Origin of the sequence: Streptomyces alkaliphilus, assembly GCF_014141535.1 — a bacterium.
In the GTDB taxonomy this organism is placed as follows: domain Bacteria; phylum Actinomycetota; class Actinomycetes; order Streptomycetales; family Streptomycetaceae; genus Streptomyces; species Streptomyces alkaliphilus.
In genome coordinates this window covers 1-2,949 of record NZ_VKHT01000666.1, presented here as the reverse complement: position 1 = coordinate 2,949, position 2,949 = coordinate 1, and the positions used below count along the sequence as shown (strand labels likewise).

Sequence of the window (2,949 nt, the reverse complement as noted above, 5' to 3'; positions counted from 1 at the left end):
GTGGGGCACGGCACTGCCGGTGATGGGCGGGCTGCTGCTGTTCGCCGCCGTGGTGGCGGCGATCGCGGCCCGGCTGTTCCGCTGGGAGGCGAAGTGACCGGGTGAGCGGGTGACCGGGTGACCGGGTGACCGGCACGCCGACCCGGGACCCGTGCCCGCCGCCCGGCGCGGGCCCCGCGCGACGGGGCGTTCACGAGCCCTGCCCGATCACCCACAGGCCGGTGATCAGGGCCGCGCATCCCACCGTGCCCAGCAGGGCCATCAGCAGGAACCATCCGAGGTCCCGCAACCGCTCGCGACGGCGATGACGGCGCCGGCGCCTTCGATCGCGCACGCTCACCGGGCCTCTCCCCCATACTTCGCCGGGTCGCACACGGCGCACGAACACCCGATGTAGACGACTCCGGGCACGTCCGGATCGTGGGTGATCTCCCGCCCCGTGCACGTGGTGTGCAGGCCGATCCGGCAGAAGTAACAGATGTGCCGCTGCGAGCCCGGCAGCGGCTCGGGAGCCGGCCGGGGAACCCGGGGAAGATGCCGCGCGCTCACCCCTCACCACCCACCCCGGGCATTACCACTGCCGCACATGTTCGATTTCGAATTTTCATCGAGCGTGCGTCGGCCGGAGCGGTGGAGCAGTGGGGAAACCGTCCGGCAAAGCGGCGGAACCAGGGGGAACGCACTTTCCCCGCTGCCACGCCCGAGATCGACCATCATCCACTTCCTGTCGTCGGAGTCCACATTTTCACTATCTCCCCGTGAGCGGCCCGGGACACGGTGTAACGTGCTTCCGGTCCCCAAACGGAACCACTACGCGTCCGACAGCAAAGGGCGGAGCATGACGGAACGTAATCTCAATGTGCGACGGACGACAGCCCGGCAACTCGTGGCCTCCGGGCTGAAGGCACACCGGGCACGGACCGGAATGACCATACGAGCCCTGGCCAAGGAACTGAACTTTTCCCACGGCTACATCGCCCGGGTCGAAACCGGCTCGCAGATGCCCTCCACCTCGCTCGCCGGGGCACTCGACGAGTACCTTCAAACGAACGGCCACTTCACCGGCCTGCTGGTGCTGGCGGGAAACGAGGGGACGCCCGACTACTTCCGCTCGGCCCTGGAGAAGGAGCGGACGGCGGTCAGCATTCAAGTACTCACGAGCAATCTACTGCCAGGACTGCTCCAGACCCCCGAATACGCGCGCGCCCTTTTCGCAAGTGCTGCTCCCAAAGCACCCCGGGAAACACTGAATGATCCGGTGGCGATTCGCTGCGAGCGTGCTTCCGCCGTACTCGAACGGGAGAACCCGGCACTTTACCGGACAATCATCGATGAATCCGCCCTCGCCCGACCAGTGGGCGGGAACGAGGTCATGCGCAATGCACTACGGCATATGCGCGAGATGAGTACCCGGCAGAACATCGTTGTGCAGTTGCTTCCCTTCCGCTCCGGGGCATACCCGATGCTGGGCGGGAGTTTCAGCGCCTACACCGGTCGGGACGGCACGACCACCGCCTATGTGGAGTCCTTCGGCGGAGGCGAGGTTGTCGAGGATCCCGCACGGGTGGCCGAACTGCTGCACCAACTCGCCCATTCGACATCACGCGCACTGCCCGAGCCGGAATCGCTGGAAGTGGTCCGGCAGTACGAGGAGAGATACGGGAATGGCTGAGAACACGTGGCGCAAGTCGACGTACTCCGGCGGCTCCGAGAACGCCTGTCTGGAGGTGCGGGACGGTGTTCCGGGGGTCGTGCCCGTGCGGGACAGCAAGGCCTCCTCCGGCCCCGTGCTGGCCGTGCCGGAAACGGCCTGGGCCGCGTTCGTCCGCCACCTCGGACGAACCGGCTGAGAGGCACCCACCCACCACCCCCACGGCCCTCCCGGCGACAACGGGAGGGCCGTTCCGGTCCCCGCCGGCGGGGACCGGACGGCCCCGCCGGCACCCGGGTCGGATCTGCGACCATGGCGGGGTACCCCAGCCGAGGTGATCACAGATGACGTCGAACGTCCCGCACATCCCGCGCCTGCCGGAGGGCGCCGATCCGCAGCGCACCTTCTATGACCAGGTGGGCGGCGAGGAGACCTTCCGGGCCCTGGTCCGGCGGTTCTACCAGGGTGTCGCCGAGGACCCGCTGTTGCGACCGATGTACCCCGAGGAGGACCTGGGGCCGGCCGAGGAGCGCCTGGCCCTGTTCCTCATGCAGTACTGGGGCGGTCCCCGCACGTACAGCGAGGGGCGCGGTCATCCGCGCCTGCGGATGCGGCACGCGCCATTCACCGTGAACCGGGCCGCCCACGACGCCTGGCTGCGCCACATGCGGGACGCGGTGGACAGCCTGGAGCTGGACCCGGAGCACGAGCGGCAGTTGTGGAACTACCTGGTGTACGCCGCCGCCTCGATGGTGAACACCCCGGACTGAGCCGGGATCGGGGCGACCGACCCACCCCGGGAAGCACGAGAACGGCCGAAGAGGGGAGGGACCCGCCATCGGGCGGGTCCCTCCCCTCTTCGGCCGTTCTCCTCAGTGGCCGTGGCGTCCCAGGCCCGCCGAGGCGGGGGCGACGAAGGACAGCGAGGGCCCGCCCGAGCGGCGGACGGCCACCGAGCCGCGCGGGGTGCGCAGGCGCACCCAGCTCCCGGCGGTGAGGACCACCGGATTCCCGCCGGCCGGGGCGCCGGGAGCGCCGAGGAAGCCGAGGGCGTGGGCGGCGTGCACGGCGCGCAGCGGCAGCGGGGTGTCCGGCAGCGGCCGGGACCATATCTCCTCGGCCAGCGCCTCCAGCGCCGCGCGGGTGCGCTCGGACGGGCCGAGGCGTTCGGTGCGGTCGCGGAACTCCCCGATCACCGCCCCGGCGGCGGCCCGGACGCCTTCGGCCGGGGGCTCGGCCACCCGTTGCCACCCCTCGCGGGGCGGCAGCAGGCCCGTCCACGGCGGGCCGGTGACGGG

5 protein-coding genes and 1 pseudogene are annotated in these 2,949 nt (G+C 70.4%); 3 read left to right on the top strand and 3 right to left on the bottom strand.

From position 1 onward, the window contains the following. Positions 1–190: 190 nt before the first annotated feature. Entirely contained in the window at positions 191–340 is a 150-nt protein-coding gene (locus tag FNQ90_RS18220) for a hypothetical protein (protein WP_153427165.1), read from the bottom strand. Further along, positions 337–549: a hypothetical protein gene (locus tag FNQ90_RS18215; RefSeq protein WP_182607357.1), complete on the bottom strand. Its 213-nt coding sequence runs from the start codon at positions 547–549 to the stop codon at positions 337–339. Before FNQ90_RS18215 ends, FNQ90_RS18220 begins: the two co-directional genes overlap by 4 nt. 289 nt (positions 550–838) lie before the next feature. On the opposite strand from FNQ90_RS18215, the gene FNQ90_RS18210 reads away from it, so the two are divergent. From FNQ90_RS18210 to FNQ90_RS18200, 3 genes are all read left to right on the top strand, one after another. Beyond that, positions 839–1,672 carry a helix-turn-helix domain-containing protein gene (locus FNQ90_RS18210; RefSeq protein WP_182607356.1) on the top strand — a complete coding sequence of 278 codons (834 nt, stop codon included), beginning with the start codon at positions 839–841 and terminating at the stop codon, positions 1,670–1,672. Then, positions 1,665–1,850 (top strand): DUF397 domain-containing protein, encoded by a 186-nt coding sequence (locus FNQ90_RS18205; protein ID WP_182607355.1) that lies wholly within the window; start codon positions 1,665–1,667, stop codon positions 1,848–1,850. Before FNQ90_RS18210 ends, FNQ90_RS18205 begins: the two co-directional genes overlap by 8 nt. A 145-nt stretch (positions 1,851–1,995) precedes the next feature. Next, complete coding sequence (locus FNQ90_RS18200) at positions 1,996–2,421, top strand: globin (RefSeq protein ID WP_182607354.1); 426 nt, start codon at positions 1,996–1,998, stop codon at positions 2,419–2,421. 102 nt (positions 2,422–2,523) lie between these two features. On the opposite strand, the pseudogene FNQ90_RS18195 reads toward FNQ90_RS18200, so the two are convergent. Further along, positions 2,524–2,949 (bottom strand): annotated as a pseudogene (locus tag FNQ90_RS18195) (hypothetical protein); the annotation flags it as partial.